At 38.1% G+C, this 15899-nt stretch carries 17 protein-coding genes; 12 read left to right on the forward strand and 5 right to left on the reverse strand.

The window, feature by feature from the left end; genetic code table 11:
• Positions 1-78: 78 nt before the first annotated feature.
• Complete coding sequence (locus H9D55_RS00235; RefSeq protein WP_186075770.1) at positions 79-732, forward strand: hypothetical protein; 654 nt, start codon at positions 79-81, stop codon at positions 730-732.
• A gap of 53 nt (positions 733-785) precedes the next feature.
• On the opposite strand, the gene pnpS is transcribed toward H9D55_RS00235, so the two are convergent.
• Positions 786-2558 (reverse strand): two-component system histidine kinase PnpS, encoded by a 1773-nt coding sequence (gene pnpS / locus H9D55_RS00240; protein ID WP_186075772.1) that lies wholly within the window; start codon positions 2556-2558, stop codon positions 786-788.
• Complete coding sequence (locus H9D55_RS00245; RefSeq protein WP_186075863.1) at positions 2555-3259, reverse strand: response regulator transcription factor; 705 nt, start codon at positions 3257-3259, stop codon at positions 2555-2557. The genes pnpS and H9D55_RS00245 overlap by 4 nt, the downstream gene beginning before the upstream one ends.
• A 125-nt stretch (positions 3260-3384) precedes the next feature.
• Between H9D55_RS00245 and H9D55_RS00250 the strand changes: the two genes are divergently transcribed.
• Positions 3385-4377: a ThiF family adenylyltransferase gene (locus tag H9D55_RS00250; RefSeq protein WP_186075774.1), complete on the forward strand. Its 993-nt coding sequence runs from the start codon at positions 3385-3387 to the stop codon at positions 4375-4377.
• Between the two features lie 9 nt (positions 4378-4386).
• The gene (locus tag H9D55_RS00255) at positions 4387-4896 is read left to right on the forward strand and encodes a MogA/MoaB family molybdenum cofactor biosynthesis protein (protein WP_186075775.1); all 510 of its coding nucleotides are present in this window, start codon (positions 4387-4389) and stop codon (positions 4894-4896) included.
• 66 nt (positions 4897-4962) lie between these two features.
• Here the strand turns inward: H9D55_RS00255 and moaC are convergent, their stop codons facing one another.
• Complete coding sequence (moaC, locus tag H9D55_RS00260; protein WP_186075776.1) at positions 4963-5439, reverse strand: cyclic pyranopterin monophosphate synthase MoaC; 477 nt, start codon at positions 5437-5439, stop codon at positions 4963-4965.
• A gap of 59 nt (positions 5440-5498) precedes the next feature.
• Between moaC and H9D55_RS00265 the strand changes: the two genes are divergently transcribed.
• The 9 genes from H9D55_RS00265 to H9D55_RS00305 all read left to right on the forward strand — a co-directional run bounded on the left by H9D55_RS00265 (position 5499) and on the right by H9D55_RS00305 (position 14126).
• A complete protein-coding gene (locus H9D55_RS00265; RefSeq protein ID WP_186075777.1) occupies positions 5499-6761 on the forward strand; it encodes a molybdopterin molybdotransferase MoeA in 1263 nt (420 codons plus the stop codon).
• On the forward strand, positions 6758-7204 hold the full coding sequence (gene mobB, locus H9D55_RS00270) for a molybdopterin-guanine dinucleotide biosynthesis protein B (protein ID WP_186075779.1): 447 nt from the start codon (positions 6758-6760) through the stop codon (positions 7202-7204). Before H9D55_RS00265 ends, mobB begins: the two co-directional genes overlap by 4 nt.
• Position 7205: 1 nt before the next feature.
• The gene (locus H9D55_RS00275; protein WP_186075781.1) at positions 7206-7664 is read left to right on the forward strand and encodes a molybdenum cofactor biosynthesis protein MoaE; all 459 of its coding nucleotides are present in this window, start codon (positions 7206-7208) and stop codon (positions 7662-7664) included.
• Positions 7654-7887, forward strand: a complete 234-nt coding sequence (locus H9D55_RS00280) for a MoaD/ThiS family protein (RefSeq protein WP_186075783.1) — start codon at positions 7654-7656, stop codon at positions 7885-7887. Before H9D55_RS00275 ends, H9D55_RS00280 begins: the two co-directional genes overlap by 11 nt.
• A complete protein-coding gene (locus H9D55_RS00285; protein WP_186075785.1) occupies positions 7884-8444 on the forward strand; it encodes a molybdenum cofactor guanylyltransferase in 561 nt (186 codons plus the stop codon). Before H9D55_RS00280 ends, H9D55_RS00285 begins: the two co-directional genes overlap by 4 nt.
• Before the next feature lie 15 nt (positions 8445-8459).
• Positions 8460-9482: a GTP 3',8-cyclase MoaA gene (gene moaA, locus H9D55_RS00290; protein WP_186075787.1), complete on the forward strand. Its 1023-nt coding sequence runs from the start codon at positions 8460-8462 to the stop codon at positions 9480-9482.
• 45 nt (positions 9483-9527) lie between these two features.
• The gene (locus tag H9D55_RS00295) at positions 9528-11060 is read left to right on the forward strand and encodes an ATP-binding cassette domain-containing protein (protein ID WP_186075789.1); all 1533 of its coding nucleotides are present in this window, start codon (positions 9528-9530) and stop codon (positions 11058-11060) included.
• A complete protein-coding gene (locus tag H9D55_RS00300; RefSeq protein ID WP_186075791.1) occupies positions 11060-12616 on the forward strand; it encodes an ATP-binding cassette domain-containing protein in 1557 nt (518 codons plus the stop codon). The genes H9D55_RS00295 and H9D55_RS00300 overlap by 1 nt, the downstream gene beginning before the upstream one ends.
• A 169-nt stretch (positions 12617-12785) precedes the next feature.
• Positions 12786-14126, forward strand: coding sequence for a hemolysin family protein (locus tag H9D55_RS00305; RefSeq protein ID WP_186075793.1), 1341 nt, complete (start codon positions 12786-12788; stop codon positions 14124-14126).
• 243 nt (positions 14127-14369) lie between these two features.
• On the opposite strand, the gene H9D55_RS00310 is transcribed toward H9D55_RS00305, so the two are convergent.
• Both H9D55_RS00310 and H9D55_RS00315 read right to left on the reverse strand, forming a co-directional pair.
• Positions 14370-14621, reverse strand: a complete 252-nt coding sequence (locus H9D55_RS00310) for a GlsB/YeaQ/YmgE family stress response membrane protein (RefSeq protein WP_186075795.1) — start codon at positions 14619-14621, stop codon at positions 14370-14372.
• Between the two features lie 75 nt (positions 14622-14696).
• Positions 14697-15854: an MFS transporter gene (locus H9D55_RS00315; protein WP_186075797.1), complete on the reverse strand. Its 1158-nt coding sequence runs from the start codon at positions 15852-15854 to the stop codon at positions 14697-14699.
• Positions 15855-15899 lie beyond the last annotated feature (45 nt).

Genomic DNA, 15899 nt, shown 5'->3' on the forward strand with positions numbered 1-15899 from the left:
TAAACGAGCTATAAAATAAGTTTGAAAGTTCACGATTCAGGTAAAGTAATAAGTAGCGAGCTAGAGGAGGTCATATTTATGGTAAATAAAAACACGAAAATCACACAGGTTTTAGTGAAATATGCAGATTTAGTAAAAATATTTAAACCGTATACATTTGAATATCTAACGGATGACAACCTGACTATCGGAGATGTTGCGACGAATAATAATCTTGACGTAGAAGGGTTTGTACGTGAAATAAATGAGCTCTTAAAAGAAGAAATGGATCGTGACTTAGGTGAGAAAAATGTCAGTGAATTACTTGACATCATAGACGAAACATATTTTGAAGACCTGATAGACGAAATGCCGGTGTTAAGAATTTACGTTGAAAAATTCATTGATTCAAAAGACACGGCTGGCAGCGAAGTCATCGAAGTATTCGAGTCACTAGTAGAACAGGTAAACAGTTATATAGAGTATGCGAAAGAAACGTTGCATCCACTTGTGAAGGCAGTCATTGATGGACAAGATAAAAATACGATTACACCAAGTGTGACAAAACAAGCTGAGTTGAAGCGCGGCACATTAGACGTATTAAAAAGACTCCGTGAAAAAACAAATCACTATGTCGCAGAAGATGCTACTGCAGAAACGCAATTCTTATACAGTCGTATGAATGCGATCGAAGACACAATATTAGATATGCTCTTATTAGAAACAAAAACGTATAAAGAAGTAATGAAATAAAAAGCATGTTTCCTGATTTATTACAGGAAGCATGCTTTTTTGTATAATTTATACTATCTTTCAGCCGGTAGATCTATCTTAAATTCAGTGTACTCATTTTCTACAGAATCCACTGTAATCGTACCACCATGCAGATCTACTAAGTGCTTCACAATGGCGAGACCAAGTCCCGTCCCCCCTTCGTTTCTAGCACGTGCGGTATCTACGCGGTAAAATCTCTCGAAAAGACGCGGAATACTTGTTTCAGGAATCCCAATACCCGTGTCTTTCACACTGAACTCTATGCGTGATTTCTTCTCGCGAACTTTGACAGAAATCATCCCACCATCTGGCGTATAGTTCACCGCGTTCGATAAAAGGTTCACTAAAATTTGAGAAATTCTGTCTTTATCTGCAAAGAGTTCAATAGAGCGATCCTTTTTTGGAAGGTTCAGTGTTAAGTTTTTATCACTGAACGCTTTTTTTAGTGGCTTTGCTGTCTTATGAATTAATTTTACAAGGTCGATTTTTTCTATATTTAACTGTAAGTCGTGCTTTTCAATCTTAGATAAATTCAAGAGATCATTGATAATGGTGTTCAAACGCTCACTCTCATCATAAATAATTTGCATAAATTCACGTTCAGTTTCTCTCGGCATACCTTCACTTTGTAAGAGGGTTTCCGTGAATCCTTTGACACTTGTTATTGGCGTTTTAAGTTCATGAGAAACGTTCGCAACAAAATCACGACGCACACTCTCGAGATGTTTCAACTTCGTTATATCATGCAGTGCAATAATCACGCCACGTTTTTCCCAACTCTGACCGTAATATGGGGCAACGTTCACTTCTAAAATACATTCATTCGGCGTATACAAAGCCACCTCACGTGTTTTTGGTTCATCTTCTTCAATCACTTGGCGAATCATACGGTCAATATTCAGATGCATTAAGTTCGTGCGGTAATGGCTATGAATAATCGCATCGCTATTCTTACCAAGTAGTCCAACGGCTGACTTATTCACCATTTCGATTATACCTTCAGGGTTAATTAAAACGACTCCGGTCACTAAGTTAGATAAAATACTGTCAAGCTGTCGTGATTGGTCCTCAATTTCAGTGACGTGTTTCTGTAAGCTGCTCGCGAGCACGTTGATGGAACTCCCAAGATCATTTAGTTCTCCAGAGAATTTTTCATTCACGCGGGCGCTATAGTCTTGTTGTTTTAAACGATTTGTTACACCCATGATTTTGTTGATAGGTTTCGTAATGTTATACGATAAGAATGCAGCAGAAATCAAAGCAGCGAATAAAATAAATATAAACACAATTAAAAGTGTCCACCACATCTGCTTAACCGCTTCATCTATTGTATAAAGTGGGGTAGCTGTACGAATATAACCAGTGATTTTACCATCCTTATGAATCGGTTTAGCAACATACATCATGTCGATTTTTTCAGTATCGCTATAACGAATAAATGACTCGCTCATATCGTTTAGCTCCTGAGCTGCAACAACTTCTGGACGCTTCAAGTGATTCTCCATAATGCGATAACGGTTCTCGTTATCAAATAATACATTGCCATCACTATCGATCAATGTAAATCGAATATCATTCGGGAGGTCCAACTTATTAAACCATTCAATCATGTTGTCTTTTTTAATATCCATGTCGCCTGCTTCAATAGAGCTGGAAATAAAGGCACTGTTTTCACCTAAGTGGGTTTCGATGATTTCTTCATATGAAGTTCTGTTAATAGACGACATGAAAAACCAAATTATTGCGAGTCCAAGCACAGCAATCGCAAAGAAACCAAGCGTTATTCTAAGCCAGAGTTTTTTCACTTGCCCGGCACTTCCAATTTATACCCAAAACCACGCACCGTCTGAATGTACTTCGGACGACGTGAATCTTGTTCTATTTTTTCCCTTAATTTACTGATGTGTACATCCACGATACGCGTATCACCATCAAAGTCAAAATTCCACACGCCATTAAGTAGCTGATGACGCGATAATACATGACCGATATGATCAGTGAGGTACATTAATAGCTCGTATTCACGTGGCGTTAAGTCTAACTTCTTACCACGCAAATACACAGAGTAAGTGAGGGTATGAATTTCAAGATCGCCAACAGTGATGATATCAGCGGATTCCTTATTTGAAATCGACTCGAGGTCAACACGTCGCAAGATTGCCTTAATGCGTGCAACGACTTCTCTCGGACTGAATGGCTTTGTCATATAATCGTCGGCACCAATTTCTAGACCAATAATTTTATCGAGCTCGTCATCTTTAGCTGTGAGCATTAAAATGGGGATATTAATTTTATCTTGACGTAATTCTTTTGCCACTTCGATACCGTCTTTTTTAGGGAGCATAAGGTCCAAGACTATTGCTTGTGGCTTTAATGAACGTGCGATGTCTAACGCGTCTACACCATTATCTGCTGTATAAACTTGGAATCCATTTTGTTCAAGGTTGTATTTAAGTAGAGTTAAGATGGATTGTTCATCATCGACAACAAGAATCTTTTTCATAATATTGTGCCTCCCGCGAGATTATTAACTCGATTTTACCACACAAGATTTTAAAATTATCAATATTTACATAAACTTAACATGGGTTATGCTATTCTAAATATATAACGAACTTTGTGGTGAATATTATGGATAGATATAGTAGGCAAATTTTATTTAGAGCAATTGGTGAAGAGGGCCAGGCCAAACTTAAAGAAAAGACAGTGATGATTGTTGGTGTCGGGGCGCTCGGTTCAGTTTCAAGTGAGATGCTCGCACGCGCAGGCATCAAAAAGCTCGTTCTTGTTGACCGAGATTACGTAGAAGCGTCAAATCTTCAACGTCAGTCACTGTTTAACGAACAAGATGCCGCCGATAAAAATCCGAAAGTGGTAGCAGCAAAAGCGCATCTCTCTAAAATTCGTAGTGACTTAGATATCGATATACATATTGCACATGCAGATGCTCAGTTTTTAGATGCCCTTGTACAAGATGTTGACTTAATTATGGATGGTACGGATAACTTTGAGACCCGTCTCGTCATCAACGATGTTGCATTCAAACACAATATTCCATTTTGTCACGCCGCGGTTGTTGAAGGATCTTACACGTCTGCCACGTTTATCCCAAATGAGACACCATGCTACCGATGTCTAACCCCAGTGCTGCCGTCAAAAACGATGACTTGTGACACAGCAGGGGTGATTGCCCCAGCGGTGCATATGGCGGTGTCCACACAAGTTGCACAAGCCATGAAAGTGATGACGAATACGAGTTTAGATCCTGTTTTAATCTTTGGGAATGTTTGGGACTTAGAACAGAATCAAATCAACTTTAAAAATATCGTGAATAAAGATTGTTCGACATGTCAGAAGAAAGAATACCCGACTTATAATGAGCACACGAATTTGATGCAACTTTGTGGACGAGACACTGTACAAATTACTGATAAGACGATTACGAAAGAACGTGTGAAGTTTGCGATTGATACACTTGGTTCAAAACACCGAGACACACCATATTTTCTAGAATTTTATTTTGAAACGTATCGCATCGTTGTTTTTGATAACGGCAGGATGTTGATTCACGGAGTAGAGAACGAGAAAAAGGCCAGAACGATTATAAGCCAATTACTTGGATAGGAGAATATTATGAGTATTATACAAAAAATTGATCGTAATATAGAGGTCGGAATTATTACGGTTAGTGACACGCGTACGCAAGAGACAGATAAAGGTGGAAATTTGATTTACGACTACCTTACTAATGGCGACTTAAATACTGTTGTACTAGATAAACATAGGAAGATCGTAAAAGACAGCGTATCAGATATTAGAGGTATGATCACTATGATGTTAGAAGACGTAGATGTTGTTATTACGACTGGTGGTACAGGAATTGCGAAGAGAGATGTAACGATAGAAGCAGTACAATACTTCTTCCATAAAGAAGTAGAAGGATTTGGAGAATTGTTTAGAATGCTGTCGTATACAGAAGACATCGGCTCGAGAAGTTTGTTGTCGAGAGCAATTATGGGAACGCATCACAACAAGTTGATCGTATCATTACCAGGTTCAACTGGAGCAATCAAACTCGGAATGGAAAAACTCATTCTGAAAGAATTGAATCACTTAGTGTATGAATTAAATAAAGATGCATAAAGGAAAAAGACGAAGAGCGATGAGCTGTTCGTCTTTTTTAGTCCCTTTTTAAACCTAAATCAATTTCTATACGTAATAATTCCCGGATTTCCCACCCGATTTCGCGACCAATTTCGTCTCGCGGATGATCATACCTTTATCTAACGATTTACACATGTCATAAACCGTTAGTGCAGCTGCACTTACTGCCGTCAGTGCTTCCATCTCAACGCCTGTCTTACCAGTTACACTCACAGTCGCCTTTATATTTAAAACGTACTCTGTTTTAGTGTCCCATTCAAAAGAAATGTCCACGCCATTCAACATCAGCGGGTGACACATTGGAATAATCTGGTGAGTATTTTTTGCAGCCATAATCCCAGCGATCTGTGCCACTTGTAGCACATCGCCTTTCTTCATTTTTTTATCAGAAATACCTTCATAAATCTCTTTCGAAACGACAATCTTACTCGTCGCAGTTGCCACGCGTTTTGATTGTGTTTTATCTGAAACATCGACCATGCGCGCACGGCCTTCCTCATTAAAGTGAGTGAATTTAGACATATCTTAACCTCATTTAGTATACTTAATATAAGTATAGTATACCAAAAAGGAGAATGAGTATGTCGCTAGGCAGAACACCCATTCATATTCATGATGCGGTCAACAGTGTTACAAAAAACGTAAATGTTATAGATAAAGAAACAGTGCAATTGAGCGAGAGTCACGGACGTTTTATTGCGAGCGATCTTGTTGCAACGATGGATGTGCCAATTTTTACGAAGTCTGCAATGGATGGTTTCGCGATTAGAAGTGAAGATTCTATAGAGGCGAGTCGTGACAACAGAGTCGCTTTCACAGTTGTAGTAGAGGTGCCAGCTGGGAGTTCAAGCGATTACGAATTAAAGCCATTTGAAGCTTTCAGAATTATGACAGGTGCTGAAATTCCAGAGTCAGCGGATACTGTTGTTATGTTTGAACAAACAAAAGAAACAGACGATGGATTTACGATTCGTAGACCTTTTGAAAAGAATGAAAACATCGCAATTCAGGGAGAAGAGTGTAAGAAAGGGGACGTCATCTTAACAGCTGGAAGTTATGTAAACCCAGGGACAGTGGCGACACTCGCGACTTTTGGTATCAGTAAAGTGGACGTGTATAAGAAACCGTTAGTTGGTATTTTATCGACTGGAAATGAACTGTTAGATGTGGATGATGAGTTAGAGCGTGGCAAGATTCGCAACTCAAACACACCAATGGTAGCAGCGCAACTAGAACGTGTCGGTGTGGATTACACAATATATAAACTCGAAAAAGACGAACTGGAATCACTATATAACAAGGTGAAAGTAATATTGGAAGAAACAGACGCCCTCATCACAACGGGTGGTGTATCAGTCGGAGACTATGACTTATTACCAGCAATATACGAACAACTTGGTGCTGAAGTCCTATTTAACAAAGTTGCGATGAGACCGGGAAGCGTCACGACAGTTGCGAAACTAGGAAATAAGTACTTGTTTGGATTGAGCGGAAATCCAAGCGCATGCTACTCAGGATTTGAACTATTCGTGAGACCAGTCATGAACTTGATGACAGGGAGTCAGAGACCTTTTGCACCAATCATTGACGCAACATTAGCAGGCGACTTCACAAAACCAAACCCATTCACGAGATTCTTGCGTGCTGAACTGAACTTTGTAAATGGCGTTATTGAAGCAAGACCGGCAGGCTTTAATAAGTCTAACGCAGTAACTTCAATTGCTGAGAGTAACGGAGTTGTTATCTTGCCAGGCGGTACTCGCGGATTCACTACTGGTGATAAAGTCAAGGTAATGTTGACGGATGTTGTCGGTGGCGCAGTAGACTTCGTGGTCGAGACATGAAAGTTCTCCAAATTGTCGGATATAAAAACACCGGCAAGACGACTCTAATGATAGAATTTTTAGAAGTACTTAAATCAAGAGGGAAAAAAGTGTGTGCGATCAAACATCATCATATCGATTTTGAGCTTCACACCACTGATTCTGAGAGATTTCTGGAATATGCAGATGATGTGATTTTAAATACACCGAGTGTATCATATCATTCGACACGAGACGTGGTGACTCTCGCACAACAGGTTGAAGCGGCAGAGAAACGTGATGTAGATATCGTTTTAATCGAAGGATACAAAAACGAGTCGTATGAAAAAGTCCTTTTAACGACTCCGCTTATTGAAACGAAAACGCATCGAGATGACTTGGAGGTCGTTAACTGCGTTAAAGCATTTGATTTAAACACAGAGTTAGATGATGCGATTGATTGGTTTAAAGAATGGAGTAAATAGTATGAAGCTATTTGAAGTAACAGAAGACAAAATAGATGTTTTAAAATTTCACGACGCGCTTGTCAATTCACACCAAGGTGCCGTCGTAACATTCACTGGACACGTGCGCGAATGGACGAAAGGAACGAGAACCGTACATCTAGAGTACGAGGCATATGTACCAATGGCTGAAAAGATGCTTTCACAAATTGGTGATGAGATCAGTGAAAAATGGCCCGGTGTTAAAACAGCAATCTGTCATAGAATCGGTAAGCTTGATCAAACAGAAGTTGCTGTAGTTGTTGTCACTTCAAGCCCACACCGACAGGACGGTTATCACGCAAATATGTACGCAGTAGATAGACTTAAAGAAATTGTTCCAATATGGAAAAAAGAAATTTGGGAAGACGGCGAAGAGTGGATAGGCGATTCAAGACATTATCACTCAAGCATTAATGAGGAGGATATTAATGGAAATTAAAATTTTTGCTGGCATCAAAGAAAAAATGGGTACGCCTGTAATTGAAATTCCAGCTGGAGATGAAATTACAGTAGCAGAATTGAAAGATAGAATTCACATCGACTATCCAGAATTAGACGGTGAAGTGTTTCAAGTTGCAGTAAATGAAGCATTCCAAACGGATGACTTTGTTGTTAAATCTGGAGATGTTGTTGCTTTGATTCCACCAGTGAGTGGTGGATGATTGGTGTCATTTTAGCTGGAGGTAACTCTACACGCTTCGGTGAGGACAAATCGCTTTATAATTTGGACGGAGCTGCAATGTACAAGCACGTTGCGTCTAACTTAATTAATAGTGGGGTTTGTGATAAAATTGTAATCAGTACAAACGAACGATTAAAGAGTGAGTTTAGTGAGTACGAAACGATTATTGATGAAGACAGGTATAGAGATCACGGTCCGCTATCGGGTATTTATTCAGTTGCAAAACGATATGTAGGGCACCCTCTACTTGTTGTTTCAACCGATACCCCATATGTTCCTAGTGTATGGTTACAGATTTTATCTGATATATATAAAAAAAATGGGAAGACGGTTGTAACTAAAGGTAAACAATTACATCCATTAGTTGGGATATACCACGATCCAAATCTAGCTATGATATTAGAGGACCAACTAAATAGTAAACAATTGTCAATCAGGCAGTTTTTGAACAAGTTGGACTATATGATACTCGACATAGAAGCAGAACAACTTTCAGAATCAGATTTTAAAAATATTAATCATAAATCGGATATATAATAGGGAGGTAAGAGAATGACGAAGACTGTTACAGATAAGTTCGGACGTCCAATTCGAGATCTTCGAATTTCTGTTACTGATAAATGTAACTTTAGATGTCGTTACTGCATGCCTAAAGAAATATTCGGTGATGATTTTCAGTTTATGGGTCGCGAACAACTTCTAAATTTTGACGAGATCGAAAGAATATCTAAGATATATGCATCGCTTGGCGTTAAAAAACTACGTATCACTGGAGGAGAACCATTACTTCGTAGAGACCTAGATCAACTTATCGCTCGACTTAATAAAATCGAAGGTATTGAAGACATTGGCCTTACGACAAACGGACTACTCTTAAAAAAACACGGGCAAAAGCTTTATGAAGCTGGACTACGTCGCTTAAATATTTCATTAGATGCCATGGATGATGAGCTCTTTGGTTCAATAAACGACCGTGGAATCACTACGAGTCAAATACTTGAACAGATTGACTATGGGTTGTCATTAGGTTTCCAAATCAAAGTGAACATGGTCGTCCAAAAAGGGTTAAATGAACACGAAATTTTACCGATGGCACGTTACTTTAAAGAAAGACCAATTACGCTGCGTTTCATAGAGTTCATGGATGTAGGGAATGATAATGGTTGGAATTTTGACAAAGTAGTCAGCAAAAAAGAGATTTTAGAAATATTAGAAACAGAATTTAAACTATCGCCATTAGATCCTGCATACTATGGTGAAGTGGCGAAAGTATACAAACATGACGACGCAGAATCGTACCTTGGATTTATCACAAGTGTATCTGAAAGCTTCTGTTCAACATGTACGCGCGCACGACTGTCATCTGATGGTAAATTCTATGGATGTCTCTTTGCGGTTGATGGCTTTGACATCAAGAAATTAATGAGAGAAGGCATATCTGATGAAGAACTGACAGATGTTGTCACAGGTGTTTGGGAGAAACGCGATGACAGATACTCAGAAATCAGACATGAAATTTCTGAAGAACGTCGTAATGCACGCAAAAAAATCAACATGAGCTACATCGGTGGTTAAGTTTTAACGTGAGCATGCTCACGTTTTTTATTTTGGAGGCTATAGATGAAATTAGAATTAACAAAAAAACAAACACTCGTTTACACGCTGATTTCTGTACTTGCGACAGGGAGTTACCTCCTGTTTGGACATTATATTTCTACATTTTTAGACGCATTAATCATAGAACATACAACTTCCAACACGATTTTTTATATGGCGTTAGCATTTATTTTATTTATGACCTTTGATTTTTTCTATAAAAATTATACGGGTCGTGTATCGACGAATGTTGTGTCGAATTACGGTCAAATGATTATTGACGATATTCATGTGAGGAGTGCGCAAGAAAGTGAGCGCACCATGAACCGCCTTTTTGTTCATTTGGACAAATACAGACCATATCTAACACAATTCGTTCCTACGATCATTAACACAGTTGTGAAGGTAGTCATGATCATTGCTGTATTAATTTATGTCGACTGGATTGCAGCACTAATTTTAATTATTTCAGCACCATTTATTCCATTATTTTATATCTTAGTTGGACTTAGAACACAAGATGAAGCAAAGAAAAAAGCAGACGAGTTCGATGAGATGGGAACACTTTTCCTAAACTTGATTCGTGGGAAGAAAACAATTCATTATACGGAAAGTGAGCAAGCCGTTGAAAAAGCTTTAGATAAAAGCAACGTACAGTTTTTAAAGACAACAATGGAGATATTAAAGTACGCCTTTCAATCGACAATGATGCTCGAGTTTATTACGATACTTGGTATTGGTCTTGTGGCCTTAGAAGTAGGGCTCCGTATTATCATCTTTAAAGATATTTCTTTCTACACAGCATTTTATGTACTGTTTTTATCACCATTATTCTACAGTGGCCTAAAGGTTATGGGAACAGAATTCCATAATGGTAAAACAGCCTTAGCGCATAAAGAAAAGTTAGAAGAATACATCTCAGTAAGCAATAAAGAATACCGTGAAAAAGGCGATACTCTTGCATTGAATGATGTGACACTAACAGTGCCGAGAGTTATTTTAGATAATGAGAGTATCAAGTTTCCGAAAACTGGACTTGTTGCTATAACAGGCCAATCCGGTGTTGGTAAGAGTACGCTCTTACGCGCGTTACTCGGTCTTCATCGACCAGATGAGGGGACAATTACGGTACCGAGTTACAACATGGATTACATTTCTGATACATTGTATTTATCTGACACAACAATTTACGAATTTTTAGGCTGTGGAGAGGAAGAGACGATTAAGTCGGTACTCAGAGACCTCGGTCTCTTCTTTAGTATTTACAATTTAGAAAATGGCATTCACACATACATTAAAAATAACAACATACCGCTTTCCGGTGGGGAAATTGTGAGGCTGAAGCTTGCTAGAGTAATCATTCGTAGACCGGACGTCATCCTGATGGATGAACCGACAGAGTTTTTAGATTCTAGAACAGAAGCACTCGTGTTAGAGAAATTATATGAATTAAAAAAAGAATGTCTCATCGTGGCGGTTGTGCACAGACGACAACTATTAAGTTATAGTGACGTCCACTACGAATATAAAAACAATGAAATTAGGAGGGTGAGATAATGACTTTCTTTAAAAATGAACGTTCACGCGTACTCCTAAGCATTGTTCTCGGAATCATAGGTGGGCTGGTCGGAATTTCAATTTTTGGATTGAGTGGATACATGATAAGTCTCAGCTATTTTGAACCACCGTTATTCATTATCATCCTAATCATCGTTGTCATTAAACTGTTTGGTATGGCAAAAGGTGTTTTTAGGTATTTTGAACGATTGTTTTCGCATGAAGCAACATTCGAGCTGATTAACAGTTTACGCAAGAATTATTTTAAAGATAGTATTCATAGTGAAGAGGAGACAAATCACGAGTGGTTTGTCTCTCGATTGAACACACACTTTGAACGTATTGAGGATTATTACATTCGTATTATTTATCCGTTCATGACGACTGCACTAATTGCCATTATTTTGACGTTACTCGCATTCATAGTGAATATTAAGCTAGTCTTAATCATGGTCGTATTTACTCTTATAACGCTTATCGTTATTCCGTTTCTGTTTCAAAATAAATTTAAAGTTTTAGATGAAGAAAACAACACCAAACTGGATCAGTTATATATGGCGATGTATCACCTTATTCATGGGTTTACAGACTTATATGTATCCAATCGTATTAAAGATAAAAAACACGATACACTTGAGATGTTCAAAGACCTAAATGAAATCGAGCGTAAACGCATGAAGACAGAAAGTATTATGGTGTTTGTCACACAAGTGTTTCAGATTGTTGCAATTGTAACAATCATTTTATCATTAGAACATACACATGCATTATATTTACCCATGCTCGTCTTACTTTTCTTAAACTTCGCGGAAATCGTATTTCCGATCTTAAGACCAGCCGCTGAATACAAAAACGTAAAAGCGTCGCTTACTGAAGTTGAAAAGAAGCCGAGTGACATGCAAATAATGACTGAAAAAATTGTTTTAGAAAATCATTCATTTAGGTATGAAGGTTCTAAGCGTGACGCATTATATGGCGTGAACTTTAAAGTCGCACCTGGAGAAAAACACGTGATTATTGGACCAAGCGGTTCGGGTAAAACAACTCTATTAAACCAATTATTGCGTACGAAATCAGCATCTGTAATGCCACAGTTCCTTGACTTTTATAACGCGACAATACATGAAAACGTCACGATGTTCGGGGCTAATGATGCAACTGAAAAGGAAGTGAATGCACTTTTAGAGGAATACAAATTGTCAGCAGTAAAGAGTGATACTCATATGTATTACACGCATCACATGTCAACAGGTGAACAAAAAAGATTGCAGATTATCCGAATGTTATTAGAAGATAAAAACATATGGATCTTAGATGAACCAACAGCAGGACTCTCAGCTGAACTCTCTAAAAAAGTATGGGATACCGTGATGAGTCAAGAGACTGTTATCGTTGCGACTCATGACTTAAGTCATCTCGAAGCATTTGATTTTATACACTATATAGAGAATGGAAGAGTATTAGAAACATTGAAAGTGGAAGAGGCTATGAAGCCGGATACACACATTTATGAAGCAGTACAAAATTTTAATGAATTAATTCAGACATTAGAATAATATTTTACAAAGTTTTATGGTAAAATATGATTAATTATGGACGTGGGGTGACATTCGTTGGGAAGGCGCATTTAAAACTTAAAGTAGCATATCAAAACAGCATTAAAACGTACGCGTCTTTCTGGCGCGTGTCAAATTTCTGGAGGTGAATCCCTTTTAAGGGAGAGTATTGGAAACGACCACGATATTAAATTTTGTATTATTTGTAGCATTAATTGCATTGACGATGATTTTTGTCGGATCAGAGTTCGCATTTGTTAAAGCGAGAATGTCTAGAATTGAAGCATTGATAGATGATGGGAACAAGAAAGCGGAACGTGTTAAAAACATGATGATAAATCTTGACTATTATCTTTCTGCTTGTCAGTTGGGTATTACGGTGACTGCATTAGGACTGGGTTGGATTGGTGAATCTACATTTGCATCGGTAATTATACCAATTTTAGAATTGTTCAATATACCATCGCACTTAACACTACCAATTACTATCGCGGCTTCATTCGTGATTGTGACATTCTTACACGTCGTTGTAGGTGAACTTGCACCTAAAACAGTTGCGATTCAATATGCAGAAAAAATGGCACTTTTATTCTCAGGACCGTTATACTTCTTTGGTGTCATAATGAAACCATTCATTTGGTTGATGAACGGAACTGCACGTGCGCTCGTACGTTTAATAGGTATTAAAGAAATGGCTACAGAACAAGCTCATTCTGAAGAAGAATTAAAAATCATCATGACACAAAGTTATCAAAGCGGTGAAATTAACCAAACTGAGCTTGCATACATGCAAAACATTTTCTCATTCGATGAGAGAATGGCCAAAGATATAATGGTACCTAGGACTCAAATGATCACACTTCAACAACCTGTTACAATCGACGATGTACTTGAGGTTGTTAAAGAACATAGCTACACGAGATATCCAGTTACAGACTCGAGTGGAGACAAAGACCAGATTGTTGGGTTTATTAATGTGCGTGAGTTCTTAACGAATCATATATCTAAAGAAATTAGCGAAACAAACGAATTCATACATGAATTACCTGTTATCACGGAAGTTTCAAGAATCAGTGATGCCCTTGTAAAAATGCAGCGCGAACGTGTTCATATCGCCCTCATCATTGATGAGTACGGTGGAACAGCAGGTATGATTACTATGGAAGATATATTAGAAGAAATCGTCGGAGAAATCCGTGACGAATTTGACGAAGATGAAGAGCCGGATATCGTGAAAGTTGAAAACGATATTTACCATATCAATGGACGCGTTTTACTCGACTCACTTGAAGAAGAATTCGGAATTGAATTCGATGAAAGTGAAGACATCGATACAATTGGTGGATGGCTACAAAGTATCAATCCGAATATCCAAGCAAATAGCTATGTAAATACTAAAAACGATAAATGGATTGTACTCGACGTCGAAAACCACACAATCAATAAAGTTTCGTACTTAAGAAACTATAATAAAATCGCAACAATCGATCAAGAATTAAAAGAGGAATAAGATGAAAGGCCCTTGAAGAAGTTCAAGGGCCTTTTTTTAGTGTCATATAGCGTATTTTTATTAAATAAAAACGAGAAGAACTTCTTGTTTTAAACATAAAAAGATGCGTGTCAAAGTCATCTTAAATCCAATAATATCCGAAACATTATCTATCAATTATGATGCCAATGAAAGACTTCAAAAAAAGCGATACTCAACAGAGTATCGCTTTATAATTACATATTTAAATATTTACAAGACTGTTTAGTTTTTGCGCATGCGTCCAAAAATAAATGACACAATTAGAATTAAGATAATTGCACCTATGATTGTACCGATAATACTCATGCCACCAACTGTTGGTCCAAAGTTCAGACCTAACGAGTTACCGATAGCCGAACCGACAATACCAGCAATGATGTTACCAACTACACCACCTGGGATATCTCTGCTAACGATTAAGCCTGCAAGCCATCCTAAGAGACCACCGACAATAATTGTCCATATCCAACCCATAGTATTTCTCCCCCTTTAACTTTTCATATAGTTAGTAATTCCCACGTATGTTTCTAATTAAACATTTTTTTGAAATTATTTTTTTATAAATCGCATAATTAGGAATGCAACGAGGGAAAGTGCTGCTGAAACAGCACTGATGATATAAATTGAACTATAACCTAAATAATTCGCAACGAATCCGAATGACAGCGCCCCAAGTCCGACACCGATATCAAAAGCTGAGAAAAACGTTGCGTTTGCCATACCACGTCGATTTAAAGCCGCACGCTGGACGGAGTATGCTTGTAACGCTGGTTGCACGAGACCGAATCCAAAACCGTAAAGTATTGCTGCAACATATAACATTGTAGGTGTCGTCATGATAGATAAAATGACCATAGCAATGACGATGAGTACAATTCCTGGTATAAACACAACAACCATACCGCGTCGGTCATACAGTTGTCCTGCGAATAGCCGAGTAGATAAAAGACTGAGCGCATAAATTACGAAATAAATTTGCACACTACTTGAATCAAATCCAAGTTCAAATGTATAGGGTGGTAGAAATGTTGCGATTCCACCAAACGTAAATGTCACAAAAAATAGAAGAATAGCTGCCGGAATCGCAGTCATTTCCAAAACATCAAATGTCAGTGTTTTTGTGTGATCTTCAGGCGCTGGTTTTACATATTTAATTGTAGAAGCGAGAAGTAGTCCGATGAGTGTGATCGATCCACAGATAAGAAATAAGGATTTAAAGCTGATATGATCGACTAAAAATAAACCGAACGCTGGACCAATTGCAAGTGCTAAGTTACCACTTACTCCAAAGAAACCGAGACCTTCACCGCGTCTCTCAGCAGGAACTAAATCAGTTGCGATTGTCCCTGTGGCAGTTGTTGTTAACCCCCAACCGATTCCTTGAATGATTCGAACAATGAGCAGTAATGAGAGTGTCACACTGAATGCAAGTGAATACAGTGAACCGACGAGTATAATCAGACCGCCAATAAATACGGGTCCGCGTCCGATTGAGTCGAGTAATTGACCGCCTATAGGTCTTAAAAACAATGCACTAAACGTAAAAATTCCTACGATGAGCCCGACATAGCGATTATCCAGTCCAATTTCTTGAATAAATAATGGGAGTGTAGGTAATGTCATTTGGAATGCAGCGAATAGAAAAAAATTTACGAATAGTATCGTAATAAAATCTTTAGTCCAAATTGGTGGCTTATGGGAATCCATAATTACGCTCCTTTCATATTATTCAGAAGTTTAATGAATACTATT

Origin of the sequence: Phocicoccus pinnipedialis, assembly GCF_903994035.1 — a bacterium.
Classification (GTDB): domain Bacteria; phylum Bacillota; class Bacilli; order Staphylococcales; family Salinicoccaceae; genus Phocicoccus; species Phocicoccus pinnipedialis.

What these genes read in the sequence shown, in the direction of transcription:
- H9D55_RS00235 (WP_186075770.1), top strand. Translation starts at nt 79, where the DNA reads ATGGTAAATAAAAACACGAAAATCACACAGGTTTTAGTGAAATATGCA.
- H9D55_RS00250 (WP_186075774.1), top strand. Translation starts at nt 3,385, where the DNA reads ATGGATAGATATAGTAGGCAAATTTTATTTAGAGCAATTGGTGAAGAG.
- H9D55_RS00255 (WP_186075775.1), top strand. Translation starts at nt 4,387, where the DNA reads ATGAGTATTATACAAAAAATTGATCGTAATATAGAGGTCGGAATTATT.
- moaC (WP_186075776.1), bottom strand. Translation starts at nt 5,439, where the DNA reads ATGTCTAAATTCACTCACTTTAATGAGGAAGGCCGTGCGCGCATGGTC.
- H9D55_RS00265 (WP_186075777.1), top strand. Translation starts at nt 5,499, where the DNA reads ATGTCGCTAGGCAGAACACCCATTCATATTCATGATGCGGTCAACAGT.
- mobB (WP_186075779.1), top strand. Translation starts at nt 6,758, where the DNA reads ATGAAAGTTCTCCAAATTGTCGGATATAAAAACACCGGCAAGACGACT.
- H9D55_RS00275 (WP_186075781.1), top strand. Translation starts at nt 7,206, where the DNA reads ATGAAGCTATTTGAAGTAACAGAAGACAAAATAGATGTTTTAAAATTT.
- H9D55_RS00280 (WP_186075783.1), top strand. Translation starts at nt 7,654, where the DNA reads ATGGAAATTAAAATTTTTGCTGGCATCAAAGAAAAAATGGGTACGCCT.
- H9D55_RS00285 (WP_186075785.1), top strand. Translation starts at nt 7,884, where the DNA reads ATGATTGGTGTCATTTTAGCTGGAGGTAACTCTACACGCTTCGGTGAG.
- moaA (WP_186075787.1), top strand. Translation starts at nt 8,460, where the DNA reads ATGACGAAGACTGTTACAGATAAGTTCGGACGTCCAATTCGAGATCTT.
- H9D55_RS00295 (WP_186075789.1), top strand. Translation starts at nt 9,528, where the DNA reads ATGAAATTAGAATTAACAAAAAAACAAACACTCGTTTACACGCTGATT.
- H9D55_RS00300 (WP_186075791.1), top strand. Translation starts at nt 11,060, where the DNA reads ATGACTTTCTTTAAAAATGAACGTTCACGCGTACTCCTAAGCATTGTT.
- H9D55_RS00310 (WP_186075795.1), bottom strand. Translation starts at nt 14,621, where the DNA reads ATGGGTTGGATATGGACAATTATTGTCGGTGGTCTCTTAGGATGGCTT.
- H9D55_RS00315 (WP_186075797.1), bottom strand. Translation starts at nt 15,854, where the DNA reads ATGGATTCCCATAAGCCACCAATTTGGACTAAAGATTTTATTACGATA.